Origin of the sequence: Halomonas sp. H5 (assembly GCF_050613175.1) — a bacterium.
Classification (GTDB): domain Bacteria; phylum Pseudomonadota; class Gammaproteobacteria; order Pseudomonadales; family Halomonadaceae; genus Bisbaumannia; species Bisbaumannia salifodinae.
In genome coordinates this window covers 3,808,621-3,834,689 of the sequence record NZ_CP192510.1, presented here as the reverse complement: position 1 = coordinate 3,834,689, position 26,069 = coordinate 3,808,621, and the positions used below count along the sequence as shown (strand labels likewise).

Below are 26,069 nucleotides of genomic sequence, written 5' to 3'. Positions count from 1 at the left end.
CGCCGGATACGTGAGACGATCCTCAACAGCATGATTCATAGGCGGGTTGCGACACAAACGCAGCCGGCCACCGTTTACGCCTGACGACCATAGCGAGTGGGAACCACCTGATCCCATGCCGAACTCAGCAGTGAAACCGCTCAGCGCCGATGGTAGTGTGGGGTCTCCCCATGCGAGAGTAGGTCATCGTCAGGCACTTATTCAGAAGCCCCGACCATTGGTCGGGGCTTCGTCGTTTGGGGCCTCCCATGGATCCCGCCTGTCGGGAACCGGCGGAAACCGCCTCGGCGGGCCCAAAGGGCGAGTCTCAGGATGAGACGAGTCGAGTAGCGGAACGCCGCCCGCCGGAGCGCCGGCCGGATCCTCGTCAGGCACTTATTCAGAGACAACCCCAGCTTCGAAAGAGGCTGGGGTTTTTTCGTATTCAGCCCCCGATCTCGACAGAGGTCGGGGCTTCGTCATTTGAGGCCCTGTGGATCTTCATGGAAGGTATGCACTGGTGTGGCTGGCTTACAAACCCATACAAAGGCTCACCCTCGACGAGTCGGGGGCTCTGCTATGGTAAATGGCGGTGCTATCCGTAGTGAGATCTCAGGAGGAGGCGATGACAGGCATGATGCGTTACTTGGCGATGGCGGCCCTGGTGGCCATGATGGGGTTGGGCCTGGCGGCCTGCGAGGATGATCCGGGCCCGGCGGAAGAGGCAGGACAGAATATCGACGAGGCCATGGAAGATGCCGGAGAGGGTGTCGAAGAGATGGGGGAAAGTCTTGAGGAGAGCGCCGAGGGGGGCTCCGGGGGGTATTGATTCAGGACTGTAGCAAGCAGCATGACCAAGGCCGGGCATTTGCCCGGCCTTGGTCGTTTCTACCCGTGAGGTATTGTCCTCAGGTGCCGGTGTTCTGTTCGATGCCCTGGAGGTACCAGGGAGCCTCATCGCGGAGTTCGCGAATCAGGTGCCAGGTCTCGTTGAATTCGTTGTGTTCGCCGTTCTCGTCGATGATGCCGTGGAAGATCACCGTGGCCTCGGCCTGATTGCCGATCTCCTGCACGCTACCCAGCTCGGCGAACAATCGCACGATCTCGGTGCGGTTATTGGCGGGGTGCTGGGCGCGCTCCTGGCGTAGCAGGTTGTAGAGCTCCGGAGTGACATACTCCTGGACCTGGGAGAAGTCGTTATTGTCCCAGGCGCGTTGCAGGGTCATGAAGTGCTCCTTGGCGCCGCCCAGGAAGCGCTCCCGGTCGAACCACTCGGGCTCGCCGGCCAGCCCGCCGAGGCTACCCGGGGCCGGCATGGCATCGCTCTGGAAGGCTTGGGGCTGCGCCTGGCCCGGCGTCGGCTGAGCGGCCCCTGCCCCTGCCCCTGCCCCTGCCCCTGCCCCTGCCACGGCGGTGCGGCGGCGGGCCAGCAGCCGGAACAGCAGGAAGGCGATACCGGCGATCAGCAGCAGATCCATCATGCGCAGTTCATCGAAAGCGCCGCCGAAGAACAGGGCGGCCAGCAGGCCCCCGGCCAGCAGGCCGCCGAGCATCCCCCCCATGCCGCGGCCACGCGAGGTGCCGGCGGCCTGATTGGGCGTCTGGCCCTGGGTGGCCTTGGCAGTGGTGGGCGGTGAGGCGGAGCGGGAAACGCTGCCGATACTGCCGCCGCCGCCCAGGCGGCGGGCCTCGGCGTAGTCGACGGCCAGGCCGAAGCCGAGCACGCCGACCAGCAGCATGACGAAGAGATGGCGCATAGGGTGTCTCCAGGGTTGAAGGCTAGTGAGGTGTCAGAAAGTCTTGGGCCCTCTATTCTAGCCACTAGGCGTTGCGACGGAACCAATTATCGGGAGAGAGACCATGCGGCTGGAGCATGAGGAGAGCCTTTTCTTGATCATCGACCTGCAGAGTCGCCTGCTGCCGGTGGTCCACGGGGGCGAACAGGCGGTAGCGGAGGCTGGCTGGCTGGGTGAGGTGGCCCAGGAGTTACAGGTTCCGGTGTGGGTCACCGAGCAGTATCCCGAGGGGTTGGGGGGGACCGACCCGCGCCTGGTGGAGCGTCTGCCGAAGGCCCGCTACTTCCAGAAGGTGCATTTCGGCGCCCACGATGAGGCGAGCGTCGCCGAGGCGCTGCGCGAGAGCGGCAGGCACCAGGTGGTGATCTGCGGCAGCGAGGCGCATATCTGCGTGATGCAGAGTGCCCTGGGCTTGCTGGATGCCGGCTATGAGGTCTACTGGTTGGTGGAGGCCACCGCCAGCCGGCGCCCGGAGGAGGCACGGCTGGCCCGCGAGCGGGTCACCGCCATGGGGGCCATCCCGGTGAGCGCCGATATGGTGGCCTACGAGTGGCTGCAGCGCTGTGATGACGAGCGCTTCAAGGCGGTGCATCGGGGCTATCTCCGCGAACGCGCGGACCGCTCCCTGCGCTTCTTCTGAGTGCCCTCAGGCCGCCCCTTCCGGGCGAGTGAAGACCAGGGTGTCGCCCTGCGAGAGGCCGGCATCGAAGCGGTAGCCGGCCACGTCGAAGGCCTTGAGCCGTTCGGGATCCTCCAGGCGCTGGCGAATCATCCAGGCGGCCATCAGGCCGCGGGCCTTCTTGGCATAGAAGCTGATGATCTTCAGCTTGCCGTTCTTCTCGTCCTTGAACACCGGGGTGATGACCCGGGCCTGCAGCTTGCGGGTATCGATGGCCTTGAAATACTCATTGGAGGCCAGGTTGACCAGCACCGGGGTGCCACTCTCGGCCACCGCCTTGTCCAGCTCGGCGGTGAGCAGCGGCTTCCAGAAGGCGTAGAGGTCCTTGCCGGCGGCGTTCTCCAGTCGGGTGCCCATCTCCAGGCGATAGGGCTGGATCAGGTCGAGGGGGCGCAGCAGCCCATAGAGGCCGGAGAGGATGCGCAGGTGTTGCTGGGCGAAGGCGTTGTCGTCGTCGTCGAAGCTCGCCGCCTCCAGGCCCACATAGACGTCGCCCTGGAAGGCCTGGGCGGCGGGTTTGGCGTTCTCGGGGGTGAAGGGCGGCGCCCAGTCGGCGAAGCGGGCGGCATTGAGGCCGGCCAGCTTGTCGCTGATGCCCATCAGCTCGCTGAGGCGCTGGGGGGAGTAATCGCGCAGGATCTCGATCAATTCCTGGCTGCGCTCGAGGTGGTCCGGCCGGGTATGGATCTGGGTGGTGGCCGGGGTCTCGAAATCCAGCGTCTTGGCGGGCGAGATCACGCTCAACATGGGGCGCTCCTGGGTCCTGGTGAAGGTGCCATCGAGTATATCAGGCGTCCGCCATGCCGGGGGCTATCGCGGCGATAGCCCCGGTGGGCTCAGGGGCAGGGGTTGGGCAACCGCCGGTGCACCGCCTCGATGGCCTCCAGCACGGCGGGCTCGAGCTTCAGGGACTCGCTGGCCAGATTGCTCTCCAGCTGCTCCATGGTGGTAGCACCGATGATATTGCTGGTCAGGAAGGGGCGGGAGTTGACGAAGGCCAGGGCCATCTGGGCCGGATCCAGGCCGTGCTCCCGGGCGATCTCCACATAGGCGCGGGTCGCCTCGGCGGCGCTCTCCGAATTGTAGCGCTGGAAGCGCTCATAGAGGGTCAGGCGCGCCTTGGGGGGCCAGTGGCCGTCGAGGTACTTGCCGGAGAGCACCCCGAAGGCCAGCGGCGAGTAGGCCAACAGGCCCACCTCCTCGCGGTGGGCGATCTCGGCGAGGCCGATCTCGAAGGTGCGGTTGAGCAGGTTGTAGGGGTTCTGGATGCTGGCCACCCTGGGCAGGCCCAGGCGTTCGGCCAGGCGCAGGCTCTGCATCAGTCCCCAGGGGGTCTCGTTGGAGAGGCCGATGGCGCGCACCTTGCCGCTTTCCACCAGCTCCTTGAGGGCCGAGAGGCTCTCCTCCAGGGGCGTGCTGATTTCCTCCTCCTTGGGTTCGTAGCCCAGGCGGCCGAAGAAATTGGTGTGGCGGTCGGGCCAATGCAACTGATAGAGGTCGATATAGTCGGTCTGCAGGCGCTGCAGGCTGGTCTCTACCGCCTGGTGGATCTGCTCGCGGGTCAGGCGTGAGCCATCACGCAGGTAGTCCATGCCGGGGCCGGCGATCTTGCTGGCGATGATCACATCGTCCCGGGAGCCGCGGGCCTTGAGCCAATTACCGATGTAGGCCTCGGTGCGACCCTGGGTCTCGGCCCGGGGTGGTACCGGGTACATCTCGGCGGTATCGATGAAATTGATGCCGAAGGCCACCGCCCGGTCGAGCTGCTCGTGGGCCTCGGCTTCGCTGTTCTGCTCGCCGAAGGTCATGGTGCCCAGGCACAGGCGACTGACGTCGATTCCGGTGTCGCCAAGCGGTCGGGTCTGCATGCATCCACTCCTGATCTCACGATAATCTAGGGCATGGTAGCCAGGCCCCGGGCCGCCGGCAAACTCAGTTGGCGCGGCGCAGGCCCTGTTGAGGGTTGAGTCGCCCTGACGAGGGGCGTATGCTTGCGGCCCGTTCGCCAGAACAGCGGGTTCTGGCGATGCAGTGACGCTTGGTTGCTGGCCTATGCTATATGAGGGGCCGGCCCATTTCTTCGCTACCCAGGAATGCAAGGTTGTTTGCCATGCCGCAGGCATCTTCACTGTTCACGCGCCTTGAATATCGACTGGCGGAGCAGCTCTTCCACATGCGCTGGTTGCCGCGTTCGCCGCGTACCCAGCGCTTGACCATGCATCTGTTTCAGCGCTGTGCCGATGCGGGCCACCCCGCCGCCCTGTCGCTTTATGGACATATGCTGTTTCACCGCGGGGTGTCCCCCCAGGACAAGGCGCGGGGCGCACGCTATGTGCTGGAGGCGGCACACGGCGGCGATGTGCGTGCCCAGTACCAGGTGGGCTGTATCTATGAGCATGGCTGTGCCCAGTACCCGCGTCGCGATGATAATGCCGTGACCTGGTATGCCCGGGCCGGCGAGGCGGGACATCCCCTGGCCGCCGAGCGCCTGGCCGACGCTTATCGCAAGGGTGAGCTTGGGCTGGCGGTAGACGCCGAGCAGGCCGCCTATTGGCAATCCCTGGCCGATCGTCAGCTGGAGCCCGCCCTCTGGTCGTCCCCCGACCTGCCGGATGCTCCCACCGCGCGCCACTGAAGTCGACCCGGCGCCGCTAACCCAGTAGGCTGAAAAGATTCCCGGGCTCGCCATGAGCCCGGCCGCCCCTTGTTAACCAGAGGACGCCCGAGTGACGCTGCCGACACTGCTGGATATCGAGGCGTCCGGATTCGGGCGTGGTAGCTACCCCATCGAGGTGGGCATCGCCCGCGCCGATGGCAGTAGCTGTGCCTTCCTGATCCAGCCATTGCCGGAGTGGGTGCACTGGGATCCCAAGGCCGAGCTGCTGCACGGCATCTCCCGGGCGCGACTGGCCCGAGAGGGACATCCGGTGGATGAAGTGGCGCGTTGGCTCAATGATGAGTTGGCCCAGGTGGGGGTGGCCTATAGCGACAGCTGGGGCTACGACAATACCTGGCTATCCTTGCTTTTCCATCATGCCGGCGTGCTGCCGCGCTTTCGCCTCGAAGCCCTGCGACGCCTGCTCGACGAGCAGCAGCAGGCGCTATGGCAAGCCACCAAGGAGACCCTGGTGGTGGAGCTGGGCATCCACCGTCACCGTGCCGGCGATGATGCCCGCCTGCTGCAGCAGACCTATGCCCGCACCCTGGGCCTCTCCCAGGGCCGGGCCGCCGACTGACCGACCTCTCTCTAACCCGCCAGGCGCCCCTCCAGGGCGTCGAGCAGCGCCTGCGGCGAGGCCGCGGAGAGTAGCTGCTCGCGGGTGCGCTGATCCAGGAAGCCCGCCGATACGGTGCCGTCCAGGAAGCCCAGCAGGGGCGCATAGAAGCCACCGCTGTCCAGGACGCCCAGGGGCTTGTCGTGGAGCCCCAGGTAGCGCCAGGTCCAGATCTCGAACAGCTCCTCCAGGGTGCCGATACCGCCGGGCAGGGCGATAAAGGCGTCCGCATGGGCGGCCATGGTGGCCTTGCGCTCGTGCATATCGGTGACTCGAATCAGCTCGCTGAGCCCCAGGTGGGCCTGCTCCCTGGCCACCAGGTGACGCGGCATCACGCCGATCACCCGGCCTCCCGCCGCCAGGGCCGCATCGGCGAGGCGCCCCATCAGGCCGACGCGGGCGCCGCCATAGACCAGGGTATGGCCGCGCTGGGCGATCAGCCGGCCCAGGGCCTCGGCGGCCTCGCGGTGACGGGGATCCTCGCCATCCCGCGAGCCCAGATAGACACAGATACTTGCCATGCATCACTCCTTGCGTGTGGGAAGCGGCGCCTGGCCGCCACGGTCTGGCGTGTTCGCAAACGCGGAAGGGGCACCCGGCGGTGCCCCTTCCCGATCGCCTCGCCGAGTTTAGCGACTGCTGCGGCTGGCGTCGCGACGCATGGCATCGCGCAGCAGCTTGGCGCCAATGACACTAATGACCAGCATGCTGCCGATCAGGGCCAGGCTGGCGATCACATGGGTATCGAAGTACATGGGCGGGTCTCCATTCGAAGGGGGTCAGGGGGAGGGGAAATCAGGGCAGGCAGTCGGCGACGCCGTACTCGGCGTCCAGCCACTGGCCGATAATATTGTCGCCACACAGGTGGTGGGCGTACTGGGTATGCAGGCAGCGCACCTGATCCCAGTTGGCGATGCCGCCGATACCGCGGCTGCGCAGCAGCTCCGCATAGCCCAGGCGCTCCGCCTCGGCCTGTTGGGCGGCGCTCATGGAGGCCCAGCGGCGTGCCACATAGTCCTCGTGGCTGCGGTGGTAGGCGGCCAGGAAGTCGTGGTCATCCTGGAGGCGCGCCTCCAGGCGCTTGATTACCCCGGCGGCCTCGATATGCGAGAGCTCCACCTTGAGGCGCTCGGAGCAGAGCCAGAAGAGGGTCGGAAAAGGCTTGCCGTCGACCAGCGAGTGCATGCGCAGCACCAGGGGGGTGCCCTCGCCGTCGGTGGCGGTCACGGCCTGAATGCCGCGGGGGGCGCGGCCGAGTTGCTCGGTGATGATCGCCAACTGGCGCTCATCGGGAATCTGATCGGTGGGGATCACCATCTTGGGGGTCTCGCAGAAACTTGTTCGAGCGCCCCACGGCACGAAAGAAGGCTTGATTGAGCTGGGCCGGCGTGGGCACATAGCGCCACTGCCGTTCACAGTAGTCGAGGGCCCGGGCCATCAGCGCATCGTAGAGGCGGTTGAAGGGGGCATCATAATCGTAAGGGTCGGCCCCGAACAACCGGATATGGGGATAGTCGGCGAAACGTTCCACGAAGTAGCGCTCCAGATCCGCCTCCACGGCGCGATGGGTGGCGCTATTGTCGGGGTCGAGCCACAGGTTGTAGCGGATGGCCATGGTGGGCTCCCATCCCGGGTCATATGCCTATGACAGCATGGCGCCGATAATGGCTCAAGGCCGCGCCAGGTCGACGAAGCGGGCCTGGCACAGTCGCGCCAGGTCGGCGGGCGCCAGGGCCACCTCCAGGCCGCGTTTGCCGGCGCTGATATGCAGCTCCGAGAGCGTCTCGGCCCGGCGGTCGATCAGGGTCGGCAGGCGCTTCTTCTGCCCCAGGGGGCTGATGCCGCCGACCACATAGCCGGTGGCCCGCTGGGCCTCCTCGGGGTTGGCCATCTGGGCCTTCTTGGCCCCCGCGGCCCGGGCCAGGGCCTTTAGGTCGAGCTGATCGGTTACCGCCACCAGGGCCACCGCCAGGCGACCGTCGTCGAGGCGCGCCAGCAGCGTCTTGAAGACGCTCTCCGGGGGAAGGTCCAGCGCCTCGGCGGCCTCCAGGCCATAGGCGGGGGCCCGCGGGTCATGGGCGTAACTCAATACCCGATGGGGGATGTCGGCGCGCTCCAGGGCACGGATGGCCGGGGTCATGGCGTGGCCTCGGCGAGGGTGTCGTGCAGGTGCTCTGCCAGGCGCTGGCGCAGTTCGCCCTCGATGGGCAGCGAGCGCTTGGCGGCGTGGTCATAGTGCACCATCACGGTATGGCCGCGGGCGCCGAGCCGTCCCCCCTGCCAGGCCTCCTGGGTCACGGTGAGGGAGCTGTTGCCCAGCCGCGTCAGGTAGGTGCGAATCTCCACCGGCTGGCCATAGAAGAGCTCGGCCAGGTACTCCACCTCCAGCTTGGCCAGGATCAGGCGCCACTTGCGGGGATCCAGGTCCGGCGTAAAGAGGCGAAACAGCTCGGTGCGGGCCTGCTCGAACCAGACCGGCAGCCGGGTGTTGTTGATATGTCCCAGGGCATCGGTGTCGGTGAAGGCCGGGGTGAGGTCGGTGGTGAACATGGCGGTTTCCTTGGCGAAGAAAGTGCCAGCATTAACCCGAGCAAACGCTAGGTCAAGTCGACATCAGACTGAGGTACGGCTAGATCAGCCGTAGCCCCTGGCGATCGGTCCAGGCCGCCTTCAGGGCCTGGGCCAGGGGCTCCTGCAGGTGCGCCGGCAGGGCCGCCAGGGCGCTGTCGAAGTCGGCGAAGTCGCGGTTGCGTAGCCAGCAGTAGGCCCAGGCGCAGGCCTCGTCGAAACTCTCCGGGGTGGGATGGGCCGGCATCTGCACCAGCAGGTAGGTGGCCGTCTTGGCGGCCCAGAGCGGAAGACACTCGGCGGCCTCGGGGCGGCTCCAGGCGGCCAGCTCATCGGCGCCGGGCGTGGCTTCCGGCTCGCCGAGCTTGGCGACCCGCGCCGTCTCGGCGAGGATCAGGGCCAGGCGCTCGGGATCGCCCTGGCCCAGCCGGCGCCATTGGTCGATCAGGGCGGGCAGGCCACGACGGACCTTGGCGTAGAAGGGACTTTCCTGCATGGTCAAACCCTTATAAGTGGTGCAATGGCGCCAGCAGTGAACTGACGAGGAGCAGACATGGCCTTCGATTTTGCCACGCCCATCGAGCGACGGCACCCCGATCCCCGGGGCGCCGACTGGCCGTCCCAGAAATGGCACCGCTACGGCGAGGAGGTGCTGCCGCTCTGGGTCGCCGATATGGACTTTGCCTCGCCGCCGGCGGTGATCGAGGCCCTGCAGGCCCGGGTCGCCCATGGGGTCTACGGCTATGGGCTGGTGCCCGCTAGCCTGCGCCGGGCCCTCTGCGAGTGGAGCGCCAGGCACTATGACTGGACGATCCTTCCCGACTGGCAGCACTGGCTGCCGGGGGTGGTGCCGGCCCTGCAAGTGGCGGCCCTGGCCCTGACCGAACCCGGCGAGGGCATCCTGACGCTGACGCCCATCTACCCGCCCTTCCTCAAGGTGGCCGAGCGTAGCGGGCGGCTGGCCCAGCAGGCGCGGCTCGCCGAGCCGACGGCCCCCGGCGAGCCCTGGCGCCTCGACCTGGCGGCCCTGGAGGCGGCCATTACCCCCCAGACGCGGCTGCTGCTCTGGTGCCATCCGCATAATCCCACCGGCCGGGTCTGGTGCGACGAGGAACTGGAGGGCCTGGCGGCGCTGGTGGAGCGCCACGACCTGCTGGTCGCCTCCGATGAGCTGCATTGCGACCTGCTGCTGGAGGAAGGGGCCCGGCATCGTCCCCTGGCGGCGGCCTATCCCGCGCTGGCGACGCGCACCGTGACGCTGTGGGCGCCTTCCAAGACCTTCAATCTGGCGGGGCTGACCACCGCCTGTGCGGTGATCCCCGACGCCGAGCTGCGGCGGCGCTTCGTGGCACGCTGCCGGGGCCTGCAGCCGGACATGAATGTGCTGGGCATGGTGGCGGCGGAGGCGGCCTACACCCGGGGAGAACCCTGGCGACAGGCGTTGTTGGCGGTGCTGCGTGACAATCGCCGGCGCCTGGTGGCGGCGGTGGCCGGCTGGCCCGGCGTGTCGATGGCGTTTCCGGAATCCACCTACCTGGCCTGGCTCGATATGCGTGAGGCGGGCCTCGGCGACTCGCCCCAGCGGGCACTGCTGGAGCGGGCCGGGGTGGCGCTCTCCGACGGGGCCGACTTCGGCTGGCCGGGCTTCGTCAGGCTCAACTTCGGCACCACGCCGACGCAACTGGTGCAGGCGATCGAGCGACTCGACGAGGTGCTGGCAGAATAAACGACGGCCACCCGAGGGCAACCGTCATGGCGTCTTCGGGGGCTCAGTAAAGCAGGGCGAAGAGCTTGCGGCGATAGGTGACGGTGAGGGGGTGTTCCGCGCCCAGGGCGTCGAAGACCCGCAACAGGGTCTGGCGGGCGGCATCCTCGCCGTAGGCGCGGTCGCGCTTCATCAGCGCCAGCAGGGCCTCCAGGCCGGCCTCATAGTCGCCGTCGGCCACCTGGCGCAGGGCGCGCTGGAACTGTGCCTCGCTATCGTCACGGTCGCCGAGGGCGGCGAGGGCCTGGTCATCGGGGGCCTCTTCGCGGAATGCCAGGCTGGCGCGCACGCCGCGGGCCTTGGGGGCGTCGCGGTGTTCGGGGGGCAGGTTATCGAGCAGGGCCTTGGCATCCTCGGGGCGACCCTCGGCGAGCAGGGCGCCGGCCAGGTCGATCTGATAGTCATGGTGTTCGGGGTGCTGCTGCACCAGCTGCTCATAGAGCGCCCGAGCGGTGGCCGCATCGCCGGCTTCCAGGGCCGCCCTGGCCTGCTCCTCGGGACTGGCCGGGGCCTCCGCCGGCGGCTGCAGGTACTGCCCCAGCCACTCGCGGATCTGCCCCTCCGGCAGGGCGCCCTGGAACTGATCATAGAGCTGTCCCTGGAGAATCAGCTTGACGTCCGGCACCGAACGGATGCCCAGCTGCGCCGCGATTTCCTGGTTTTCGTCGATATTGAGCTTGGCCAGCACGAAGGCGCCCTGATACTCCCGGGCCAGCTTCTCCAGCACCGGCATCAGGTTCTTGCAGGGTTCGCACCAGGGGGCCCAGCAGTCCAGCAGCACCGGCGTCTGCATCGACCCTTCCAGCACCACCTGCTGGAAGTTGCTCATGTCGATATCGACGATATAGGCGCTGGGGTCGGCCTGAGATTGCGGGCTCGAGGCTTGCGGCTCGGAGGAGAGGGGGGCACCGCTGCGCGGGTCGACGATCTGCATGGGGTCTGCCTTGTGAATCACGGGTTTCCTCACAAGATGCGGGTGATGGGGGTGGGATTCAAGGTCGGAGGGAGGACATGGCGAGAAAACCCAAGGCGAGACGCGATGCTCGTTGGCGACGACATGGGGCCTGGGGATTGCCGCTTCGGTGGCGGGGCCTCCTCCTCGGGCGCCACGGATAGCGTATACAAGGAATAAACGAACCAAGGGGGATTGGTAGCGGGGATCGGATTTGAACCGATGACCTTCCCGGGCTGGTGAAGAGCCGAGCCCGACGAGCTACCAGCCTGCTCGAGCTCAACAACGAAAAAAGCCAGCCCCCGTAGGAACTGGCTTCTTTCTATGTTTGGTAGCGGGGACCGGATTTGAGCCGGTGACCTTCCCGGGCTGGTGAAGAGCCGAACCCGACGAGCTACCAGCCTGCTCGAGCTCAACAACGGAAAAAGCCAGCTCCCGTAGGAACTGGCTTCTTTCTATATTTGGTAGCGGGGACCGGATTTGAACCGATGACCTTCGGGTTATGAGCCCGACGAGCTACCAGACTGCTCCACCCCGCATCAACGTGATGCACACTATACGGATTTTATGACGCACGTCAAGCGTTGAGAGGGCGCATGCAATGAAACGCTCGTCCTGTTGTGGCGCGGCATCACATACTGGTCGGGCAGTCATCATCTTGACTCGCGGGTCGACGACACTGGGGCCACCTTTCGAGGTACCGCGTCGTTATTCAGGGCCACTAAACAAGGGAGTTATTCTATGACCGATACTGCACCCGTCGCTTGGGTCACCGGAGGCACCGGTGGTATTGGCACCGCCATTTGTCGCGCCTTGGCCAAGGAGGGCTATCGGGTCGTGGCGGGTTATCATAACGCCGAGAAGGCCAAGGGCTGGCTGGCCCAGCAGCAGGCCGACGGTTTCGACAATATCGCCCTGTCGGGCATCGATCTGGTGGATTACGCCTCCTGTGAAGCCGGGGTCCGCGAGATTCGTGAGCAGCATGGCCCGATTAGTGTGCTGGTCAACTGTGCGGGGATTACCCGGGACGGCACCCTCAAGAAGATGAGCCCCGAGCAGTGGCACGAGGTCATCGATACCAACCTCAACAGCGTCTTCAATACCTGTCGCAGCGTGATCTCGGACATGCTGGAACAGGGCTATGGGCGAATCGTCAATATCTCCTCGATCAATGGCCGCAAGGGGCAGTTCGGCCAGGTCAACTATGCGGCGGCCAAGGCGGGGATGCATGGGCTGACCATGTCCCTGGCCCAGGAGACCGCCAGCAAGGGCATCACCGTCAACACCCTGTCGCCGGGCTATGTGGCCACCGATATGATCATGAAGATTGCCGACGAGATCCGTGACGGGATCCGTCAGGGGATTCCGGTCAAGCGCTTCGGTACGCCCGAGGAGATCGCCCGGGCGGTGGTCTTCCTGGCCGACAAGGAGTCGGGCTTTATCACCGGCGCCAACCTGGATATCAACGGCGGCCAATTTATGGGCTGAATCGCCGGCTGGCGATCGTCAACAAAACGCGAGGCCCAGGCCTCGCGTTTTGCGTTGGGAGCATTCAAGGAGGGGGCAGGTGCCACAGCCGGGCCAGCAACGCATCGAGTTCATGGACCTCCCGGGCCCAGAGCTCGGCGGGGATCGGGCCGGTGGCGAGCAGCTCCCGGAGCACGGCATGCACCTCCTCGGCCCGGGAGAGCTCGCGGCCGCGCCCCTCGTTGAGGCGTTCCACCTGGATCGCCAGGCGCAACGGCTCGTCCTGCTGCCCCACCGGCTCGCCGGCCAGCAGGGCCAGATGCACCCGCAGGCGGATCAGTTGCTCCTCCACCTCCTGGGTAGAGGAGGGCTGGCGGCGGGCGGCATTGCGGCGCTGATGGGCCTGGCGCATATCGCCTTCCAGGGTTGCCGGCTCGGGCACCTCGGCCGGTGACTCGCCGGCGAGGGCCTGGGCATCCGCCGCCAGGTGGGCATCCCGCAGTGGGCGCAGGGCCTGCCAGCGCGCCACCTCTTCGCTGACCGCCAGGCGCAGCAGGCGCTCGCGGCGGGCGCGCACGATACCGCTCCAGCGTCGGCGCATGCCTTCGCTGCGTCGTCCCGGGGGGAGCGGTTCCAGGGCCTCGGCCTCGGCGATGGCTCGGTCCAGGGTCTCGGCATCGCCGCTGACCTGGGGCAGCCAGGCATCGAGGCGGTCGATCAGCGTCTGCATGGTATCCAGGCGCGCCTTGGTGCGCCGGGCGAGGTCGTCCCGCTCCGCCTCCCGGTGTGCGAAGAGTTGGTCGCAAAGACCGCGGAATTCCCGCCACAGGATCTGCTCCTCGCCCTTGGGGGCCCGGCCCAGGCTCCGCCAGCGTTGCTGCAGGCGCTTGGCCTCGGTGGTGCGGCGATCGATGGGGGTCGCGTCATCGAGCAACTGCCGGGCGGCGTCGATCAGCTCGCGCTTGGCGCCGGCGATCTCCTGGGCGCGGCGGTCGATCAGCCCCTGCAGGTCATGGCGGATACGCCCGAAGCGCCGTCCGATACTCTCCGCCTGTTCCCGGGGCACCGGCGAATGGTGGCGCCACTGTTCTCGGGCCCGGTCACGGATCTCGCGCAGGGCATCCGGATCCGCCGCCGGGTCGGGGTGCGCCAGCAGGGCTTCGAGTTGCTCGCAGAGGGCCTCGCGGGCCTCCAGGTTGCGCTGGCGCTCGGCCTGACGCGCCGACTTCCAGGGCGCCAGGCGCTCATGGATGCGATCCGAGGCGGCCCGGAAGCGCTCGGCGAGATCACGGGTGGCGGCGGCGCTACCCAGTTCCTTCCACTCCTTGACCAGGCGGCGATGCTGGTGATCCAGCTCGCGATCGCCGAGTTGCGTCTCCTCGGCCAGGGCCTCGATGGCCTGGCAGAGCTGATCGCGTTTGGGGCCGGCCACGAAGCCACGCCAGTCGCGCAGTTCCGCGAGCTGGGCAGCGAGTCGCCTGAAGCGTGCCAGGGCAGGAGCGTAGGCCTCCCCGGAAACGCCTTCCAGACGGTGACGCAGGCTCTGGTGCAGTCGGCTGGCGCCCTTGAAGGCGCCCCGCTCCAGCAGGTGCTGCAACTCGTCCAGTTCCTTGTCGAGCCAGGCGAGGGAGGGCTGTTGGTCCGCCTCGACGGCGTCGCTCCGCTCGAGGGCGGCACGGGCGCGCTTGAGCAGCGGCGTGGGGGGGAGGTGGTCGGGCCAGGGACAGTCGGCCAGGGCCGCGGCCAGGGCCGCCGGGTCGGCCTGGGTCAGCGCCTCCTCGATGGCGGCGGCCGGCTCTCGAAGCCCCTCCCAGGCCTGGGTGATGGTGTCATAGTCGCTCAGCGCCTGGTCGTAGCGGCGGCGTAGATCGGCGTCCGGGACATGCTGATCGGAGAGGGCCTGCCAGCGGGTCGCCAGCAGGCGCTTCTGGGACTGCAGGCTGGCGATATCCTGGGCGGTCAGCAGGTCGCTGCGCTGGAGGGCCGAAAGGCTCTCTTCCAAGGCCTCGACCAGCTCGCGACGGACCTGGTCGGCGTCGGCCTGACGCTGAGTGGCGGCTTGATGCGCCTGATGGCGTGCCTCATGGTCGCTGAGGATCTTGCGGCAACGTAGGCAGGCCTCCTGGTAGCGCAGCTCCTGGGCCCGGCTGGGGGGTGACTGGAGGGCTTCCCATTCCCGCTGCAGGTGGCGGAAGCGTCCGCCGAAGAGGGGCTCCCAGGGCGCCTGGGCCTGCTGCTCGACGGCCTCCAGCAGTCGCTCCCGGGCGGCCAGGGCCTCCCGCGCCTGGCTCTCATTGGCGCGCAAGGCGGCCAGTGCCTTGCGCGCCTGACGGGCCACCTGCTTGTCACGCCGGGCCTCTCGGGCCAGGCGGGTCAGTCCGGCCTCGCTGGTGATGCGCTCGGCGGCGGTACGCCGCACCCCGGCGATGCCGTTGTCGCAGGCCTGGCGAATCAGTCGGGCTTCGTCGTCGATCCGCGCCAGGGCGGCCAGACGCAATTGCTGGTTATCCCCCTCGAGCGCCAGGGCCTCCAGCAGGTCGGCATCCTCGAGGGTCTCGACCAGGGGCAGGCGTTCGGCCAGGGGGAGGTCGCCATCGCGACCGCTCAGCAGCTCCACCAGGCGGTGGCGCAGCTCCTGGCTGGCGGCCTCGTCGCCCAGCCAGGCGAGCAAGGGGCGAGGGGCAACGAGGCGCGATAGGGCGGCCTGCCGTACGCCGGCATCCGGGTCGCGCGCCAGTCGCGCCAGTTGCTGATGTTCGGCGTCCTTGCCGGGCTCCAGCCTGAGGGCGGCCTGGCGGCGTATCTCGGGGTCCGGATGCTGCCAGCGTGGCGCCAGCCAGCGGCGCAGCCAACCCGAAGCAATCCATCCTGACATAATGGGTGGGGTTCCTGAACGAGTCGGTCGCGGCCAGGAGGCCGCAACGCATCAAGGGGCAATGTCACTTAATCTAAGCATGCGATATGTCACGGCGAAAGTCTCCTCGCACCAACGGCTTGGCGGCTTGCCGACGGATTGCGTGGAGATCATCGGTTGCAGGACTCGGCGCACTCGCTTAGCTTTACTCCCATTATCCGATGCGGAGTCCGGCGATGAGTCTGAAGGCGGATCGGGCCAGCCTGGCCTTTTCCTTCAAGGGGGGCATGCTGCCCATGACGGTCATGGAGCTGACCAGTGCCGACCCCGAACACATTCGTGAGCAGTTGGCGGGGAAACTCAGCCAGTCCCCGGCCTTTTTCCAGCACACCCCGGTGGTGCTCAGCGTGGAACGGCTCGAGGAGCCGCATCTGGCCCTGGAGCGTATCTGTGCGGTATGTCGTGCCCACAAGCTGCTGCCGGTGGCGGTGCGCGGCGGCAGCGATCCGGTCAAGCAGTCGGCCTGGGCCCTGGGGCTGGGTTGGTTTCCGCCCCAGGAAGCGCGCGGCCGGCCGCTGGAGAGCGTCCCCGCCAGTGAGCCCGAGGTCGCCGAGCCGGCTCCCGTCGAAGGCGGTGCGTCCCTCCCGGTGGGGCGAATCTACCGTGGCACGGTACGCTCGGGCCAGCAGGTCAGCGCCCAGGAAGGCGACCTGGTGGTGATCGGGGCGGTCAATGCCGGTGCCGAGGTGTTGGCCGCCGGCAGCGTACATGTCTATGGCGCCCTGCGGGGTCGCGCCCTGGCGGGCATCCATGGTAACGCCGCGGCGGGCATCTACTGCCGCGAGCTGCATGCCGAACTGCTGTCGGTGGCGGGTAGCTACAAGCGGCTCGAGGATATCGACCCGCGGCTGCTGGGCACCGCCGTGGAAGTGCATCTCAGCGATGATCAACTGGCGATCGCCGCCCTGAGCTGACGTCAGGCGATGTCAGAGTGGATGGCGAGCCAATCGGGAACCTAATCTGCAACAGGAAGCGTAACTTGGCCAAGATCATTGTAGTGACCTCAGGCAAGGGCGGGGTCGGCAAGACCACCAGCGCCGCGGCCATTGCCACCGGCCTCGCCCTGCGAGGCAACAAGACGGTGGTAATCGATTTCGATGTGGGGCTGCGCAACCTCGACCTGATCATGGGCTGTGAGCGCCGCGTCGTTTATGACCTGGTCAATGTGATTCAGGGAGAGGCGGGCCTGGCCCAGGCGTTGATCCGTGACAAGCGGGTCGACAACCTGCACATCCTGCCGGCCTCCCAGACCCGCGACAAGGATGCCCTGACCCCGGAAGGGGTGGAGAAGGTGCTGGAGACCCTCTCCAGCGACTTCGACTATATCCTCTGCGACTCCCCGGCGGGCATCGAGCGGGGTGCCCAGCTGGCCATGTACTTCGCCGACGAGGCCATCGTGGTGACCAATCCCGAGGTCTCCTCGGTGCGTGACTCCGATCGCATCCTCGGCCTGCTGGCGGCCAAGACCCGCCGCGCCGAGCGGGGCGAGGAGCCGGTCAAGGAGCATCTGCTGATCACTCGCTATAACCCGGAGCGGGTCGATTATGGCGATATGCTGACCCTGGAGGATATCCGCGAGATCCTGGCCATCGACCTGATCGGCCTGATTCCCGAGTCCGAGGCGGTGCTGCGGGCCTCCAACCAGGGCATCCCGGTGGTCCACGATCAGAAGAGCGATGCCGGCCTGGCCTACACCGATACGGTCTCTCGGCTGTTGGGCGAGGAAGTCCCGCTGCGCTTCCATGAAACTCAGAAGAAGGGGCTGTTGAGCCGTATGTTCGGAGGAGGTCGCCGTTGAAACTCCTGGATTTTTTTCGTGGTGAACGCAAGAAGAGTGCCTCGGTGGCCAAGGAGCGACTGCAGATCATCGTCGCTCACCAGCGTGGCCAGCGCGATCAGCCGGACTATATGCCGATGCTGGAGCGGGAGCTGCTGGAGGTGATTCGCCGCTACGTCAAGGTCGATCGGGACGCGATCAATATCAGCTTGGACAAAGATGACGACTGCTCGATTCTCGAGCTGAACGTGACCTTGCCCAAGGGCTGACCATAGCGGCCTGCTCTTGTTTCGACCCAAGATGACGACGGCCCGATTCTCGAGCTTAACGTGACCTTGCCAGGGCTGACCATAGCAGCCTGCTCTTGTTTCGACCCAAGATGACGACGGCCCGATTCTCGAGCTGAATGTCATTCTGGCCAAGGGCTAGCCATAGCGGTTGGCCGCGAGAGTCCCGTTGCCGGGTGGCCATGGGCTGAGCCCGGCGGGTGTCTATGCTAGGCTGGGCCTTATTTCGGCCCTGTCTGGAGATCGTCCATGGCGCAGTCCGTCGCCGCACCGCGCACCTTTCTTTGGCATGACTACGAGACCTTCGGGGCCGATCCGCGCCTGGATCGCCCCTCCCAGTTCGCCGCCATCCGCACCGATGCCGAGCTCAACGAGATCGGCGAGCCGCTGACCCTCTACTGCAAGCCGGCGGACGATTACCTGCCCCACCCCCAGGCCTGCCTGATCACCGGCATCACGCCCCAGACGGCACAGCGTCGTGGCCTGCCCGAGGCGGAGTTCGCCGGCCGGGTCAATGCCGCCATGAGTGAGCCGGGCAGCTGTGCGGTGGGTTACAACAGCCTGCGCTTCGATGACGAGGTCAGCCGCCACCTCTTCTACCGCAACCTGCTCGACCCCTATGCCCGGGAGTGGCAGAACGGCAACTCCCGCTGGGACCTGATCGACGTGGTGCGCGCCTTCCACGCCCTGCGCCCGGAGGGGATCGAATGGCCGAAGCGCGAGGATGGTGCCCCCAGCTTCCGCCTCGAGGATCTGACCGCCGCCAACGGCATCGAGCATGCCGGGGCCCATGACGCCCTGGTGGATGTGCGCGCCACCATCGCCCTGGCGCGGCTGTTGCGGGAGTGCAATGGGCGCCTCTTCGACTATCTGCTGGGGCTGCGCAACAAGCGCGAGGTGGCGCGCCGCCTCGACCTGGCGTCCCGCAAGCCGCTGCTGCATATCTCCCAGCGCTACCCGGCCAGCCGCGCCTGCGCGGCCCTGGTGATGCCCCTGGCGGAGCATCCCAGCAACCCCAACGGGGTGATCGTCTATGACCTGGCGGAGGATCCGGAGCCGCTGCTGACGCTGAGCCCGGAGGCGATTCGCGAGCGGGTCTTCGTGGCCGCCGATGAGCTGGCGGAAGGCACGGCCCGGGTGCCCCTCAAGGTGATCCATATCAATCGCAGCCCGGTGATCATGCCGGTGAGCTTCCTCAAGGACGTCAATGGGCCCCGGGCCGGCGAGTATGGCGATATCGTCGAGGGCATGGGGCTCGACCTGGCGGCCTGTCGGCGCCACTGGAAGCGCCTCCATGAGGCGCCGGAGGCGGCCCGCAAGGCGGCCCAGGTATTCGCCGAGGCACCGCCGGAGGGACCCCGGGATCCCGATCTGATGCTCTACTCCGGGGGCTTCTTCTCCCCCGCCGACCGCCAGCAGATGCAGCGGGTGCGGGACAGCGATCCCTGGGACCTGGTGGCGGCACGCTTCGCCTTCCAGGATCCGCGCCTGGAGGAGATGCTGTTTCGCTATCGGGCGCGCAGTTACCCGGAGACCCTGAGCAGCGAGGAGCAGGCCCAGTGGGAGGCCTATCGCTGGAACCGCATGAACGATGCGCGCCTCGGTGGCCTGACCCTGCAGGGCTTCGCCCGGGAGATCGAGCGGCTCAATCAGGTCAGCCTGGACGATCGTCAGCGCCAGATCCTCGAGGAGCTGGTGATGCATGTGGAGGCTATCGTACCGCCCCAGGCCTTCGACTAGCCTGCTCCGAAAACTGGCTGCGCTCGATCATACGGCGTTAAAAATCGGCTCAAAATACTCATTTACAGCTCGTAAACTCCGTCTTCTCGCCGATTTTTGCCTTGTCTGATCTTCGCTCGCCGACTTTTCGGCTGCAGCCTTATGCGGGATGGGCACACAAACGCCCGACCCGGGAGAGAGCCCGGGTCGGGCGTTTTTTCTTGCTACTCCTCGGCGCCATCTTCCGGCAATGGGGCCAGGGAGCGGCTCAGGGCCAGTACATCGCTGGGCTCGTCGCCGGGATCGAAGGCCACGTCGAGCGGGTCACTCTGGCGCAGGGCCTGCCAGGCCCGGCGCAGCCGCTCGCCATCCACCGCCATCACCTCGGCGGCCAGCCGTTCGCGGCGATCGAAGGTATCGTCACCCAGGGCCAGGCCGCGCCACAGGCGATCGGTGAGCTGGCCGAGGGAGGTGTCCCGGGCCAGCAACTGGTCGCGCACCGCCTGGCGATAGGGGGCCAGGGTCGCGTCGTCCAGGTCTGCCAGGCTGGCATCGAAGGTCTCCAGGAAGGCGTCGATGCGTTCGCCGATGGCCTGGCTCCCGGTCTCCGGCGACTGCACCAGCAGGGCGATGCCCGGGGCATCCAGCAGCGGCCGATAGCCGGCATTGACCACATAACCCAACTGCTCCTCGGTACGCAGCCGGGTATAGAAGGGCGTGCTCAATAGCTGGCCCAGTACCGCCAGCTCCGCCTGGCTGGCCAGGGAGCGGTCGGGGCCCTGCAGGTAGCGCAGCAGCAGCGACTCCTGACGCTGGCTATCCGGGCGCAGCGGCGGCAGCTGCCGGGCGGCCAGCGGTGTCAGGGAGGGAATGGCCTCGGCGTCCAGGCGCGGCGCCAGGGCATCGAAGACCAGCTGTGCCTCCTGGCTGGCCAGGGCGGCGTCCAGGTCGCCGACGGCCATGGCCTCGATATGCAGGGCATCCAGGAAGTCGCGGCGATAGGCGTGCAGGGCCTCGCCGTCCAGCGAGGACAGCGCCTCCAGCAGGTCGGCGGTCGGCCACTGGGGGCGAATCAGCGCCTCGCCCAGGGTGCGACTGGCCTGCTGGTAGAGGGCCGCCTGGGGGGCATTGCGCCACTCCCGGGCCAGGCGCTGCTTGACCCGTGCCACGCTCTCCTCGGCGATCTCGCCTTCGATCAGTTGGGCCAGGGCCTCGCGCATCACCAGGGGCTGGCGATCCCGCCAGCCGGAGAAGCTCAGGGTCAGGCCACGAGCGTGGGCATAGGCCTCGAAGTGATGCCCCGCCAGGCGCGCCGGGTAGAAGACCTCGTTGAGGCTGTCGTCCAGCCAGCCCGCCAGCAGTTGGGTCAGCGCCGCTTCCCGGGGCGACTCGCTGGCGGCAGGATGCTGGAGGCTGAAGCGCCACTCGACCTGGGGCGTGCGGAAACAGCTATGGGCCTGGTGCCAGAGTCGCGCCCCCGGGGTCTCCAGGCGCAACTCGGGACGCGAATCCTGGTGTCCCAGGAGCTCCAGGTCCTGGGCGATAAAGGGGTTGGGCTCGGGCAGGGCCAGGCCACCCAGGGGCGTTGCCTCGGGCCACTCGACCCGCGTCTCGGCCCGGTAGGGGGCATGGAACCAGGGAGAGGTCGCCTCGCCCTCTACCTCGGGGCCGCTATACAGGCGGATCAGCCTGTCCGGCGTCAGGGCCTCCAGGTAGGGGGCCAGGCGCTCGGCATCGAACTCGCCCATGCGGTAGGGGGCATAGAGGGCGTCCTCCTCCGGGTAGTGGGCCAGGTTCATGGCCAGGTGGGTCACGCCGCGGACCGGCGGGCCGTGTTGCAGGAAACGGAACTGCTGCTCCGCCAGGCTGGCCTGCTCCTCGTAACGCCAGGCCTCGAGGCCCTGCTCGGCGATTCCCGCGATGGCGGCAAACAGGCTGGCCTGTATCGTATCGAGGCGCTCGGCGCCCTCCGGGGTCAGGCTGAGGGTCACCGCGAAGAGGGCGTTCTCGCCATCGCTGCGGGTCACGCCGGCGGAGAGGGCGTCGGCCAGGCCCGCCTCGCGCAGCGCCGCCAGCAGGCTGCCCTCGCCCTCGTGGCCCAGCAGGTTGGCCAGGAAGTCCGCCGGCTTGAAGGGGTAGTCATCGATGGGGTCGGGGATGGGGAACAGGAAGCGTACCTGCTGGCGATCGCGCAGCGACCGGGCCTGCAGCGCCATCGGCAGGGGCTCGTCGAGGGCCAGGTGCACGTCGATACGCGGAGCCTCGAGGTCGCGGTCGCGAATAGCGCCGAAACGCTCGCGGACCAGGGCCTCCTGGGCGTCCAGGTCCTGGGGCGCGATAAGCGCCAGGTGCATCACGTTGGCGTCGTAGTGACGCTCATAGAAGTCGATGACCCGCTCCCGCAGGTCGGGCTCCCCCTCGGCGGGAGCGGCCAGGGTCTCGCGGCTGCCCACCGAGAAACCGGTGCCCGGGTGCTCGGGATTGAGGAACTGGTCGAGCACATCGAACTCACGGCGGGCCTCGTCACGAATCCGCGCCTGGTACTCCGAGTGGACGATATTGCGCTCGCTCTCCAACTGGTCGGCGTTGAACAGCGGCGCGATAAAGAACTGGCTGAAGCGATCCAGGGCACCGGGCAGCGCCTCGGGCTCGATATCGAAGAAGTAGTTAGTGTCATGGGGAGCGGTAAAGGCGTTGTGGCTGCCGCCATGGCGATTGATATAGCCCTGGTAGGCGTCCGCCTCGGGGAAGGGCTCGGTGCCCAGGAAGAGCATATGCTCGAGGAAGTGGGCCAGCCCCGCCAGGTCTTCGGGGTCGTCGGCGCTGCCCACGCTGACGTTCATGGAGGCGGCGGCCTTGTCCGCCTCGGGGTCATGCACCAGCAACGCGGTCAGGCCGTTGTCCAGGCTCAGCAGGCGATACTCCCGCACGTCGTGAGGGCTGGTCTGGGGGGTGACCTCGGCAATGGCCGGCTCGGGCGAGTCGGCCCGGGCCAGCCCGGTGACGCCGATCCATAGGGCGGTCAGCAGCGATAGCGTGCTGCGGGGGGCGGCGAGAAGCGAGATGGACATTAACTCTCCTGAGCGGGGGTCGCGCGCAGCATGGGACCGGTGGGGTAGCCACAGGCCCACTCCTGGTGCTTGGGATCATTCACTCGTCTTGATACCGGAAAGGCGCCCAACAGTTCCCCGGGGGCGGGGGCCAGCAAGGCACGGGCTTGCTCCAGGGGCGTGGTCGGGTCGAGCCACTCCCGGGCCGCCGCCGCGTCGATCAGTGCCGGTAGACGATCGCTGAGGGGCGTCAGCAGCGGTGGGGTGGCCACCGTGATCAGGGCGCAGGAGTCGGCGAACTCGGTCAGGCTGGTATGGTAGCGGCACCACAGCCCCGCCAGCAGCAGCGGACCGCGATCGGCCCGGGTGACCAGGAAGGGCTGCTTCATGCGCGGCTGGGGCTTCCACACATAGATCCCGCTGGCCGGAATCAGGCAGCGGCGGGCGGCGAAGGCCTCGCGGAACATGGGGCGTGCCGCCAGGGACTCCGCCCGGGCACAGTGGGGGGCGTGGTCGAGCACCTCGAGCCAGGGGGGCGTCAGGCCCCAGAAGGCGGTCACCAGGGTCGGGGTGCCGCCGGCCAGGCGCAGCATCGAGAGCGGCTGGCGTGGCGCCAGATTGGGGCTGGTGATCGGAGTGGCCTCGAGGCGCAGGCCCGGCAGCAGCCGTTCCAGATCCATGGGGGCGATATGCAGGCGGCCTGCCATAGCGGCTCCTGAGCGGCGGAGGGCCTCAAGGGTAGCGGCTTCACCGGGCGCTGAAAAGCGCTTATCCCCGCGCCGGGCTTGCGTTTATGGCAGGTAGCGATATGCTGGTCGGAAACAGTGTTCGATTCCGCACTTCCACTCATCGCGACGAGGAAGCCCATGGCACGTCCTAGACAGCATGCCCCCGAGGCACTGCATGCCCAGGTCATGGCAGCCTGTGATGCCTGGCTGCAGGAGCGCCCGGTGCATGAGCTGTCGCTGCGCGCCCTGGCTCGCGATGTGGGCTGTGCCCCCAGCACCCTGCTCAAGCTCTACGGCAGCTTCGGTAACCTGCTGCAGCACGTCAACCTCGAGACCCTGGCGCGGCTCAAGGAGGCCATGGTGCCGGCGGATACCAACGAGACCCTGGAGTCCCAACTGCGTACCCTGGCCCTGGCCTACTGGCGCTTCGCCCGCCACGAACCCTATCGCTGGCAGCTGCTGTTCGATTACCCCCTGGCCCAGGAGGGCGAGCTGGACCGGCGTCAGAGCGACATGATCGAGGCCCTCTTCCTGCGCGTGGAGACCGGGCTCAAGGCTTACCAGCCGGGGCTCGGCGACCTGGAGGCGCGGCGCATGGCACGCACCCTCTGGGGAAGCGTGCACGGCCTGGTGCAGTTGGGCCTCAACGAGCGCCTCGGTGTCTGGCAGGGCCAGCCCCTGGAGGTCACCGAACTGCTGGAGCAGTTGCTGGTCACCATCCTCGCCGGCCTGCGCCATGGCCCCTATGCTCCATGAGTCGTGAGCCTCACCCCCTCCGGGGGCCCTGTCTCGGCCTGGCGCGTCATCTGATCCTCGTGCTGGTGCGGCTCTGCTATCGACTGCGGGTCGAGGGGCGCGAGCACCTGCCGGTCCGGGGCGCGGCCCTGGTGGTCTGCAACCATGTCAGCTTCGTCGATGCCCTGATCCTCGGCGGCGCCAGCCCGCGGCCGCTGCGCTTTTTGATGGATCGCCCCATCTACGAGTCGCCCTGGCTCAACTGGTGGTTCCGCCTGGTGGGGGCGATTCCCGTGGAGGCGGAGCGTCGCGACCCGGGCAGCGTACGGCGCGCCCTGGAAGAGGTTCGCCGCGCCCTGGATAACGGCGAGGTGGTGATGCTCTTCCCTGAGGGGCGGTTGACCCCGGATGGCGAGATCCACCCCTTCCGGCGAGGCCTGGAGCATATCCTGGCGCGCAACCCGGTACCGGTGGTGCCCGCCGGCCTGGCCGGGCTCTGGGGCTCCTGGACCTCCCACCAGGGCGGTCGCGCCCTGACCAAGCGCCCGCGCCGCTTCCGCGCCCGGGTCGGGCTCCATTTCGGGGCGCCCCTGGCGCCGCGGGAGGCCAGCCTGGCGCGCCTCGAGATCGAGGTGCGTGAGCTCAAGGCCGACGCCGAGGCCTGGGGCGTGGCGCCGACCTCGGCTACCCTTAGAAAACACTGAGTTCCCGCGCTCCACGGCTCGGCCGGGCGACGGGATTCCGACGCTGGACCCAGATGAGAGCCCTTCCATGAGCAAGCAGCCGCTGATCATCTTCGATACCACCCTGCGCGATGGCGAGCAGTCGCCGGGCGCCTCCATGACCCGCGACGAGAAGGTGCGTATCGCCCTGATGCTGGAGAAGCTGCGCGTTGATGTGATCGAGGCGGGCTTCGCCGCCGCCAGCCCCGGTGACTTCGAGGCGGTGAAGGCGGTGGCCGAGAGCGTCAAGGGCAGCCGCGTCTGCTCCCTGGCCCGGGCCCTGGAACGCGATATCGAGGCCGCCGGCGAGGCCCTGGCCGGCGCCGCCCAGGGGCGCATTCACACCTTTATCGCCACCAGTCCCATCCATATGCAGTACAAGCTGCAGATGGCGCCGGAACAGGTGGTGGAGCGTGCCGTGGCGGCGGTGACGAAGGCCCGCAGCCTGTGTGACGACGTGGAGTTTTCCTGTGAGGACGCCGGGCGCTCCGAGCTGGACTTCCTGTGCCGCATCGTCGAGGCGGCCATCGCGGCCGGCGCCTCCACCATCAATATCCCCGACACCGTGGGCTATGCCCTGCCGGTGCCCTTCGGCGAGATGGTGGGGGAGCTGATCCGCCGGGTGCCCAACAGCGACAAGGCGGTCTTCTCGGTGCACTGCCATAACGATCTGGGGCTGGCGGTCGCCAACTCCCTGGCCGCGGTGAATGCCGGCGCCCGCCAGGTGGAATGCACCATCAATGGCCTGGGCGAGCGGGCCGGCAATGCCTCCCTGGAGGAGATCGTCATGGCGGTGCGCACCCGCCAGGATATCCTCGACGTGGAGACTCGCATCGACGCCACCCATATCGTGCCCACCTCGCGGCTGGTCTCCACCGTCACCGGCTTCCCGGTGCAGCCCAACAAGGCCATCGTCGGCAAGAACGCCTTCGCCCACGAGTCGGGGATCCATCAGGACGGCGTGCTCAAGCACCGCGAGACCTACGAGATCATGCGCGCCGAGGACGTGGGCTGGCACACCAACGCCATCGTGCTGGGCAAGCACTCCGGGCGTAATGCCTTCCGCTCGCGGCTGGGCGAGCTGGGCATCCAGTTTGCCTCCGAGGCGGAGCTCAACGATGCCTTCGTGCTGTTCAAGCAGCTCGCCGACAAGAAGCACGAGATCTACGACGAGGACCTCCAGGCCCTGGTCACCGATACCCGCGCCGCGGCCCGGGCCGAGCGTTTCCGCCTGGTGGCCCTGGAGGTCACCTCGCGGACCGGCGAGACGCCCCTGGCCCGGGTGGTGCTCAATCACGACGGCGCGGAGCGCCGCGTCGAGGCCCAGGGCAGCGGGCCGGTGGATGCGGTCTTCAAGGCCATCGAGCAGATCGCCGACAGCCAGGCGGAGCTGGAGCTCTATTCGGTGAACGCCATCACCAGCGGCAGCGACTCCCAGGGCGAGGTCACGGTGCGCCTGCAGAAGGGCGGGCGGATCGTCAACGGCCTGGGGGCGGACACCGATATCGTCATCGCCTCCGCCAGGGCCTATGTGAACGCCCTCAATGCCCTGGCCAGTCGCGGCGAGCGCACCCACCCCCAGGGTGTCCACGAAGGGCCCTGAAAAGCCGGCTGGACGGTATGGCATCCGAAACGACCACGGCGCCCCCAGGGGCG

General features: G+C 67.6%; 27 protein-coding genes, 3 tRNA genes and 1 rRNA gene. 14 read left to right on the top strand and 17 right to left on the bottom strand.

Annotated elements, in window-relative coordinates; genetic code table 11:
• Positions 1-79: 79 nt before the first annotated feature.
• Positions 80-195 (top strand): 5S ribosomal RNA (rrf, locus tag ACQ1W9_RS17715).
• Positions 196-613: 418 nt separating this feature from the next.
• Positions 614-808, top strand: a complete 195-nt coding sequence (locus ACQ1W9_RS17710; RefSeq protein WP_431024519.1) for a hypothetical protein — start codon at positions 614-616, stop codon at positions 806-808.
• Positions 809-887: 79 nt separating this feature from the next.
• On the opposite strand, the gene ACQ1W9_RS17705 is transcribed toward ACQ1W9_RS17710, so the two are convergent.
• Positions 888-1,736 (bottom strand): Tim44 domain-containing protein, encoded by an 849-nt coding sequence (locus tag ACQ1W9_RS17705; protein ID WP_431024518.1) that lies wholly within the window; start codon positions 1,734-1,736, stop codon positions 888-890.
• A 103-nt stretch (positions 1,737-1,839) separates the two neighbouring features.
• Between ACQ1W9_RS17705 and ACQ1W9_RS17700 the strand changes: the two genes are divergently transcribed.
• Entirely contained in the window at positions 1,840-2,415 is a 576-nt protein-coding gene (locus ACQ1W9_RS17700) for an isochorismatase family protein (protein ID WP_346062896.1), read from the top strand.
• Positions 2,416-2,421: 6 nt separating this feature from the next.
• On the opposite strand, the gene yaaA is transcribed toward ACQ1W9_RS17700, so the two are convergent.
• Together yaaA and ACQ1W9_RS17690 are read right to left on the bottom strand one after the other, a co-directional pair.
• The gene (gene yaaA, locus ACQ1W9_RS17695; protein ID WP_431024517.1) at positions 2,422-3,201 is read right to left on the bottom strand and encodes a peroxide stress protein YaaA; all 780 of its coding nucleotides are present in this window, start codon (positions 3,199-3,201) and stop codon (positions 2,422-2,424) included.
• A gap of 89 nt (positions 3,202-3,290) precedes the next feature.
• Complete coding sequence (locus ACQ1W9_RS17690; RefSeq protein WP_431024516.1) at positions 3,291-4,322, bottom strand: NADP(H)-dependent aldo-keto reductase; 1,032 nt, start codon at positions 4,320-4,322, stop codon at positions 3,291-3,293.
• Positions 4,323-4,564: 242 nt separating this feature from the next.
• Between ACQ1W9_RS17690 and ACQ1W9_RS17685 the strand changes: the two genes are divergently transcribed.
• Positions 4,565-5,089, top strand: a complete 525-nt coding sequence (locus ACQ1W9_RS17685) for a tetratricopeptide repeat protein (RefSeq protein ID WP_431024515.1) — start codon at positions 4,565-4,567, stop codon at positions 5,087-5,089.
• A 91-nt stretch (positions 5,090-5,180) separates the two neighbouring features.
• Positions 5,181-5,690 carry a 3'-5' exonuclease gene (locus ACQ1W9_RS17680; RefSeq protein ID WP_431024514.1) on the top strand — a complete coding sequence of 170 codons (510 nt, stop codon included), beginning with the start codon at positions 5,181-5,183 and terminating at the stop codon, positions 5,688-5,690.
• Positions 5,691-5,701: 11 nt separating this feature from the next.
• Here the strand turns inward: ACQ1W9_RS17680 and ACQ1W9_RS17675 are convergent, their stop codons facing one another.
• The 7 genes from ACQ1W9_RS17675 to ACQ1W9_RS17645 all read right to left on the bottom strand — a co-directional run bounded on the left by ACQ1W9_RS17675 (position 5,702) and on the right by ACQ1W9_RS17645 (position 8,793).
• Complete coding sequence (locus ACQ1W9_RS17675; protein WP_431024513.1) at positions 5,702-6,250, bottom strand: TIGR00730 family Rossman fold protein; 549 nt, start codon at positions 6,248-6,250, stop codon at positions 5,702-5,704.
• Positions 6,251-6,358: 108 nt separating this feature from the next.
• Positions 6,359-6,484: a hypothetical protein gene (locus tag ACQ1W9_RS17670; RefSeq protein WP_346062890.1), complete on the bottom strand. Its 126-nt coding sequence runs from the start codon at positions 6,482-6,484 to the stop codon at positions 6,359-6,361.
• A gap of 40 nt (positions 6,485-6,524) precedes the next feature.
• The gene (locus ACQ1W9_RS17665) at positions 6,525-7,046 is read right to left on the bottom strand and encodes a DUF501 domain-containing protein (RefSeq protein ID WP_431024512.1); all 522 of its coding nucleotides are present in this window, start codon (positions 7,044-7,046) and stop codon (positions 6,525-6,527) included.
• Positions 7,015-7,344, bottom strand: coding sequence for a hypothetical protein (locus ACQ1W9_RS17660; protein ID WP_346062888.1), 330 nt, complete (start codon positions 7,342-7,344; stop codon positions 7,015-7,017). The genes ACQ1W9_RS17665 and ACQ1W9_RS17660 overlap by 32 nt, the downstream gene beginning before the upstream one ends.
• Positions 7,345-7,398: 54 nt before the next feature.
• The gene (gene ybaK / locus ACQ1W9_RS17655; protein WP_431024511.1) at positions 7,399-7,869 is read right to left on the bottom strand and encodes a Cys-tRNA(Pro) deacylase; all 471 of its coding nucleotides are present in this window, start codon (positions 7,867-7,869) and stop codon (positions 7,399-7,401) included.
• Positions 7,866-8,279 (bottom strand): acyl-CoA thioesterase, encoded by a 414-nt coding sequence (locus tag ACQ1W9_RS17650; RefSeq protein ID WP_346062886.1) that lies wholly within the window; start codon positions 8,277-8,279, stop codon positions 7,866-7,868. The genes ybaK and ACQ1W9_RS17650 overlap by 4 nt, the downstream gene beginning before the upstream one ends.
• Positions 8,280-8,358: 79 nt before the next feature.
• Positions 8,359-8,793, bottom strand: coding sequence for a hypothetical protein (locus ACQ1W9_RS17645; RefSeq protein ID WP_431024510.1), 435 nt, complete (start codon positions 8,791-8,793; stop codon positions 8,359-8,361).
• Between the two features lie 57 nt (positions 8,794-8,850).
• Between ACQ1W9_RS17645 and ACQ1W9_RS17640 the strand changes: the two genes are divergently transcribed.
• Positions 8,851-10,023 (top strand): MalY/PatB family protein, encoded by a 1,173-nt coding sequence (locus tag ACQ1W9_RS17640; RefSeq protein WP_431024509.1) that lies wholly within the window; start codon positions 8,851-8,853, stop codon positions 10,021-10,023.
• A 43-nt stretch (positions 10,024-10,066) separates the two neighbouring features.
• Here the strand turns inward: ACQ1W9_RS17640 and ACQ1W9_RS17635 are convergent, their stop codons facing one another.
• From ACQ1W9_RS17635 to ACQ1W9_RS17620, 4 genes are all read right to left on the bottom strand, one after another.
• Entirely contained in the window at positions 10,067-10,996 is a 930-nt protein-coding gene (locus tag ACQ1W9_RS17635) for a tetratricopeptide repeat protein (protein WP_431026464.1), read from the bottom strand.
• A gap of 214 nt (positions 10,997-11,210) precedes the next feature.
• Positions 11,211-11,294 (bottom strand) — tRNA-OTHER (locus ACQ1W9_RS17630).
• Between the two features lie 49 nt (positions 11,295-11,343).
• Positions 11,344-11,427, bottom strand: a tRNA-OTHER gene (locus ACQ1W9_RS17625).
• Between the two features lie 49 nt (positions 11,428-11,476).
• Positions 11,477-11,553, bottom strand: a tRNA-Met gene (locus tag ACQ1W9_RS17620).
• 202 nt (positions 11,554-11,755) lie between these two features.
• On the opposite strand from ACQ1W9_RS17620, the gene phbB reads away from it, so the two are divergent.
• A complete protein-coding gene (gene phbB, locus ACQ1W9_RS17615; protein WP_431024508.1) occupies positions 11,756-12,502 on the top strand; it encodes an acetoacetyl-CoA reductase in 747 nt (248 codons plus the stop codon).
• Between the two features lie 64 nt (positions 12,503-12,566).
• Here phbB and ACQ1W9_RS17610 read toward each other — a convergent pair whose 3' ends face one another.
• The gene (locus ACQ1W9_RS17610) at positions 12,567-15,356 is read right to left on the bottom strand and encodes a DUF349 domain-containing protein (protein ID WP_431024507.1); all 2,790 of its coding nucleotides are present in this window, start codon (positions 15,354-15,356) and stop codon (positions 12,567-12,569) included.
• A 215-nt stretch (positions 15,357-15,571) separates the two neighbouring features.
• Between ACQ1W9_RS17610 and minC the strand changes: the two genes are divergently transcribed.
• The 4 genes from minC (at position 15,572) to sbcB (ending at position 19,199) form a co-directional block, all read left to right on the top strand.
• Positions 15,572-16,309, top strand: a complete 738-nt coding sequence (gene minC / locus ACQ1W9_RS17605; RefSeq protein ID WP_431024506.1) for a septum site-determining protein MinC — start codon at positions 15,572-15,574, stop codon at positions 16,307-16,309.
• A 65-nt stretch (positions 16,310-16,374) separates the two neighbouring features.
• Positions 16,375-17,193: a septum site-determining protein MinD gene (gene minD, locus ACQ1W9_RS17600; RefSeq protein WP_195860529.1), complete on the top strand. Its 819-nt coding sequence runs from the start codon at positions 16,375-16,377 to the stop codon at positions 17,191-17,193.
• Complete coding sequence (gene minE / locus ACQ1W9_RS17595; RefSeq protein ID WP_195860530.1) at positions 17,190-17,441, top strand: cell division topological specificity factor MinE; 252 nt, start codon at positions 17,190-17,192, stop codon at positions 17,439-17,441. Before minD ends, minE begins: the two co-directional genes overlap by 4 nt.
• A gap of 267 nt (positions 17,442-17,708) precedes the next feature.
• A complete protein-coding gene (sbcB, locus tag ACQ1W9_RS17590; RefSeq protein ID WP_431024505.1) occupies positions 17,709-19,199 on the top strand; it encodes an exodeoxyribonuclease I in 1,491 nt (496 codons plus the stop codon).
• Between the two features lie 203 nt (positions 19,200-19,402).
• Here the strand turns inward: sbcB and ACQ1W9_RS17585 are convergent, their stop codons facing one another.
• Together ACQ1W9_RS17585 and ACQ1W9_RS17580 are read right to left on the bottom strand one after the other, a co-directional pair.
• Complete coding sequence (locus tag ACQ1W9_RS17585) at positions 19,403-22,249, bottom strand: insulinase family protein (RefSeq protein ID WP_431024504.1); 2,847 nt, start codon at positions 22,247-22,249, stop codon at positions 19,403-19,405.
• On the bottom strand, positions 22,249-22,935 hold the full coding sequence (locus ACQ1W9_RS17580; protein ID WP_431024503.1) for an SOS response-associated peptidase: 687 nt from the start codon (positions 22,933-22,935) through the stop codon (positions 22,249-22,251). The genes ACQ1W9_RS17585 and ACQ1W9_RS17580 overlap by 1 nt, the downstream gene beginning before the upstream one ends.
• Before the next feature lie 159 nt (positions 22,936-23,094).
• Between ACQ1W9_RS17580 and ACQ1W9_RS17575 the strand changes: the two genes are divergently transcribed.
• The 3 genes from ACQ1W9_RS17575 to ACQ1W9_RS17565 all read left to right on the top strand — a co-directional run bounded on the left by ACQ1W9_RS17575 (position 23,095) and on the right by ACQ1W9_RS17565 (position 26,016).
• Positions 23,095-23,712 (top strand): TetR/AcrR family transcriptional regulator, encoded by a 618-nt coding sequence (locus tag ACQ1W9_RS17575; RefSeq protein WP_346062877.1) that lies wholly within the window; start codon positions 23,095-23,097, stop codon positions 23,710-23,712.
• Positions 23,709-24,395, top strand: a complete 687-nt coding sequence (locus ACQ1W9_RS17570; RefSeq protein ID WP_431024502.1) for a 1-acyl-sn-glycerol-3-phosphate acyltransferase — start codon at positions 23,709-23,711, stop codon at positions 24,393-24,395. The genes ACQ1W9_RS17575 and ACQ1W9_RS17570 overlap by 4 nt, the downstream gene beginning before the upstream one ends.
• Before the next feature lie 67 nt (positions 24,396-24,462).
• Positions 24,463-26,016, top strand: coding sequence for a 2-isopropylmalate synthase (locus ACQ1W9_RS17565; protein WP_431024501.1), 1,554 nt, complete (start codon positions 24,463-24,465; stop codon positions 26,014-26,016).
• The last annotated feature ends 53 nt before the right edge of the window (positions 26,017-26,069 follow it).

Bases quoted from the DNA above. Each gene is read 5' to 3' on its own strand.
- ACQ1W9_RS17710 (WP_431024519.1), top strand. From the start codon at position 614: ATGATGCGTTACTTGGCGATGGCGGCCCTGGTGGCCATGATGGGGTTG.
- ACQ1W9_RS17705 (WP_431024518.1), bottom strand. From the start codon at position 1,736: ATGCGCCATCTCTTCGTCATGCTGCTGGTCGGCGTGCTCGGCTTCGGC.
- ACQ1W9_RS17700 (WP_346062896.1), top strand. From the start codon at position 1,840: ATGCGGCTGGAGCATGAGGAGAGCCTTTTCTTGATCATCGACCTGCAG.
- yaaA (WP_431024517.1), bottom strand. From the start codon at position 3,201: ATGTTGAGCGTGATCTCGCCCGCCAAGACGCTGGATTTCGAGACCCCG.
- ACQ1W9_RS17690 (WP_431024516.1), bottom strand. From the start codon at position 4,322: ATGCAGACCCGACCGCTTGGCGACACCGGAATCGACGTCAGTCGCCTG.
- ACQ1W9_RS17685 (WP_431024515.1), top strand. From the start codon at position 4,565: ATGCCGCAGGCATCTTCACTGTTCACGCGCCTTGAATATCGACTGGCG.
- ACQ1W9_RS17675 (WP_431024513.1), bottom strand. From the start codon at position 6,250: ATGGCAAGTATCTGTGTCTATCTGGGCTCGCGGGATGGCGAGGATCCC.
- ACQ1W9_RS17670 (WP_346062890.1), bottom strand. From the start codon at position 6,484: ATGTACTTCGATACCCATGTGATCGCCAGCCTGGCCCTGATCGGCAGC.
- ACQ1W9_RS17665 (WP_431024512.1), bottom strand. From the start codon at position 7,046: ATGGTGATCCCCACCGATCAGATTCCCGATGAGCGCCAGTTGGCGATC.
- ACQ1W9_RS17660 (WP_346062888.1), bottom strand. From the start codon at position 7,344: ATGGCCATCCGCTACAACCTGTGGCTCGACCCCGACAATAGCGCCACC.
- ybaK (WP_431024511.1), bottom strand. From the start codon at position 7,869: ATGACCCCGGCCATCCGTGCCCTGGAGCGCGCCGACATCCCCCATCGG.
- ACQ1W9_RS17650 (WP_346062886.1), bottom strand. From the start codon at position 8,279: ATGTTCACCACCGACCTCACCCCGGCCTTCACCGACACCGATGCCCTG.
- ACQ1W9_RS17645 (WP_431024510.1), bottom strand. From the start codon at position 8,793: ATGCAGGAAAGTCCCTTCTACGCCAAGGTCCGTCGTGGCCTGCCCGCC.
- ACQ1W9_RS17640 (WP_431024509.1), top strand. From the start codon at position 8,851: ATGGCCTTCGATTTTGCCACGCCCATCGAGCGACGGCACCCCGATCCC.
- ACQ1W9_RS17635 (WP_431026464.1), bottom strand. From the start codon at position 10,996: ATGCAGATCGTCGACCCGCGCAGCGGTGCCCCCCTCTCCTCCGAGCCG.
- phbB (WP_431024508.1), top strand. From the start codon at position 11,756: ATGACCGATACTGCACCCGTCGCTTGGGTCACCGGAGGCACCGGTGGT.
- ACQ1W9_RS17610 (WP_431024507.1), bottom strand. From the start codon at position 15,356: ATGTCAGGATGGATTGCTTCGGGTTGGCTGCGCCGCTGGCTGGCGCCA.
- minC (WP_431024506.1), top strand. From the start codon at position 15,572: ATGAGTCTGAAGGCGGATCGGGCCAGCCTGGCCTTTTCCTTCAAGGGG.
- sbcB (WP_431024505.1), top strand. From the start codon at position 17,709: ATGGCGCAGTCCGTCGCCGCACCGCGCACCTTTCTTTGGCATGACTAC.
- ACQ1W9_RS17585 (WP_431024504.1), bottom strand. From the start codon at position 22,249: ATGTCCATCTCGCTTCTCGCCGCCCCCCGCAGCACGCTATCGCTGCTG.
- ACQ1W9_RS17580 (WP_431024503.1), bottom strand. From the start codon at position 22,935: ATGGCAGGCCGCCTGCATATCGCCCCCATGGATCTGGAACGGCTGCTG.
- ACQ1W9_RS17575 (WP_346062877.1), top strand. From the start codon at position 23,095: ATGGCACGTCCTAGACAGCATGCCCCCGAGGCACTGCATGCCCAGGTC.
- ACQ1W9_RS17570 (WP_431024502.1), top strand. From the start codon at position 23,709: ATGAGTCGTGAGCCTCACCCCCTCCGGGGGCCCTGTCTCGGCCTGGCG.
- ACQ1W9_RS17565 (WP_431024501.1), top strand. From the start codon at position 24,463: ATGAGCAAGCAGCCGCTGATCATCTTCGATACCACCCTGCGCGATGGC.